Here is a 2,414-nt window from a genome sequence, read left to right as displayed (position 1 = left end):
AATGGCGCTCCTCGAATCTGACGTGCCGATCCGCGAAGTCGTGACGACGGACCCGGAGAAAGCGAAGGCACTGGAGAACGATGTCCGGGTGAAGATCCTCGACATGCTCGCAACCGAGGAAATGACGATCGAGGAGATCCACGACGAACTGCATCGTCGTGGCGAAGAAAAGGCGGAGACGACGGTGCGCCACCACGTGAACGTCCTGAAGGATGCGGGGATGGTCGAGATTGCCCGGCTCGAAGAAGCTGGTGGGGGGACGCGGAAGTACTACAAGTCGAACACGCGGATTTTTTCGTATGACCTACCAGAGGACGCTGAGCAGACGCTCGCTGGGGCGCAGGAAACCGCGGCAGCCGAATTAGCAGGGCTCGTTGAGACGCTCTATGGGGAGCACGGCGACGACATCGAAGCGGTGGCACGAGAAATGAAGCCGTGCGAGTACTGTGCAACACAGCATTACGAGGAGTTCGTCCTCCGTGAACTGCTAAATCGCGCGCTTATTGACCTTACTGAGAATGGGACGCTGGAGAGTGTTCGGCGTGATTCAGAAGACGCCGGCGATGAAGCCGAGTCCCATGACGATGAGGACGGTCGCTGAGAACAGCGGCAGGTACGGTGTATACCGCTCGACTGTTTCTTCGTACTCCTGATAGCCGGCGATGAGGAGCATCGTTAACCCGACAATGCCGACGATGACCGTCAGCGCATACGCAGTCATCAGCTCCAGACAGTACGTCGAACCGGCACAGAGGCCGATAATCTCGAATTCTTCTTCGTGAGCGAACCCGAGGACGAATGCGAACCAGGCGATTCCGAGGAGTCCGCGGTCGGCGTCAGGAGCCGGATCGGTCCCGTGCTCGTGGGAGTGCCCTCCGATTTTTCCAAGCCGAATTTTCACCCGTGTAAGGAGCCCATCCGGGGAGTGTTCGTGCGTGGGTGGCGTGCCGTGACTGTGGTGGCTCGACTGCTCCTCCGTATGCTCATCGTGGTCGTGTCCGTGGCTGTCCTCGTGCTGGTGAGAATGGCCGTGCGTGTACTCTCGAATCCCGAGTCCGATGAGTAAGACGCCTGCGACGATGCTGACTGGACCGCCGATGGAAACGCCGCCAAGAATCGAGATCGGCTCGTTCACTTGGGTCAGCTGAAAGTAGGATTTCGCGTAGAAGAACACGCCGACCATCGCCAGACTGCTAATGAGGTGGCCGATGCCGATCAGCGAGCTGGCGGCGAGTCCGTAGAGCCACTTATTGGATTGATCGAGTGCATAACTCGCGGCGACCGGCCATCCGTGTCCGGGCTCGATGCCGTGCACGAATCCGAGCGCAATCGCGCCGACCAACAGTGGAAACGCCTCGCCGTGGAGCATTCATATATTCCTCTATCCCTGCGCTGTATAGCGGTTGTTAAGACTGAAACGTGAATTCCGTAATAATCGAGGGGTCAAGACAGTAGGGGATCAATTGGGGAGTATGCGCACGAGCTTGAACGTGTCTGAGGACATTCTCGAGGAGTTCGACGAGACATGGCAGGCTGAGGGGTTGGACTCCCGCTCGCGGGCGATTCGTGAAGCGATGCAGGAATACATCGAGGGACATTCACAACTCGAGGAGGTTTCAGGCGAGGTCGTCGCTGTACTGGCATTCGATTACCAGCACCACGAGGTGATTCACGATCTCCATTCGGCCCAGCACCAGTTTCAGGACGTCATCGAAACGATGAGCCATACCCACCAGGGCGAGTGGTGTTTAGAGACCGTCTTCTGTCATGGCGATGCGGCGCGGGTGCGGGAACTCGTGTATCGGCTCCGTGATTTCGATGGGGTTGGTCGTGTGAAGACGATGCTCCTCCGCAGTACTGCGCCGGCCGACCCGGAGTGAGATTCACTCGATACAGCAGCTCATCGTCGATATGTCCCGTCGGAACGCCTGACAGGCCTGTTTGAACGCCTCGGAGAACGTCGGGAACGGGTGGACGGTGTCGATGATGTCGTCGACCGTGAGGCCGAACGTCACCGCAAGCGTGGCTTCCATAATTATGTCGGCGGCACGGGGGCCGACCATGTGGACGCCGACGATCTCGTCAGTCTCGTGGTGTTTGACGACTTGGACGAGGCCATCCGTGTTCTCGACGGCCTTCGCTCGCGGGACATCCGCCATCTGGACGGTTCGGCACGAGCAGGTGCCGTGCTCGTCCATATACTCGCGTTCTGTCGTCCCGACTGCGGCGACTTCCGGGCTGGTGAACACGACTGCTGGCACCGCGTCGTAGTCGATGCTGACGCCCTCGTTGCCGAACGCGTTCTTGACGGCGTGATTGCCCTCCTTGGCGGCGACGGTCTCCAGTTCGGGCTCGCCGATCACGTCGCCCGCCGCGTAGATGTCGGGATTCGTCGTCTGGAAGTACTCGTCGAC

The 2,414-nt window shown here is 59.4% G+C and carries 3 protein-coding genes and 1 pseudogene; 2 read left to right on the top strand and 2 right to left on the bottom strand.

Annotated features, from left to right (window positions below; genetic code table 11):
• Position 1 precedes the first annotated feature (1 nt).
• Entirely contained in the window at positions 2-601 is a 600-nt protein-coding gene (locus ACQUQ1_RS21940) for an ArsR/SmtB family transcription factor (protein ID WP_103993006.1), read from the top strand.
• Here the strand turns inward: ACQUQ1_RS21940 and ACQUQ1_RS21935 are convergent.
• On the bottom strand, positions 548-1,369 hold the full coding sequence (locus ACQUQ1_RS21935) for a hypothetical protein (protein ID WP_103992928.1): 822 nt from the start codon (positions 1,367-1,369) through the stop codon (positions 548-550). The genes ACQUQ1_RS21940 and ACQUQ1_RS21935 overlap by 54 nt on opposite strands.
• Before the next feature lie 103 nt (positions 1,370-1,472).
• Here ACQUQ1_RS21935 and ACQUQ1_RS21930 point away from each other — a divergent pair, with 103 nt between their 5' ends.
• On the top strand, positions 1,473-1,880 hold the full coding sequence (locus tag ACQUQ1_RS21930) for a CopG family ribbon-helix-helix protein (protein WP_011222470.1): 408 nt from the start codon (positions 1,473-1,475) through the stop codon (positions 1,878-1,880).
• Between the two features lie 3 nt (positions 1,881-1,883).
• On the opposite strand, the pseudogene ACQUQ1_RS21925 reads toward ACQUQ1_RS21930, so the two are convergent.
• A pseudogene (locus ACQUQ1_RS21925) lies at positions 1,884-2,414 on the bottom strand (mercuric reductase); the annotation flags it as partial.

The organism is Halobaculum sp. EA56 (genome assembly GCF_051195075.1).
In the GTDB taxonomy this organism is placed as follows: Archaea; Halobacteriota; Halobacteria; order Halobacteriales; family Haloferacaceae; genus Halobaculum.
Note: the sequence above shows the minus strand (reverse complement) of the source record. Positions and strands in the feature narration are given on the sequence as shown.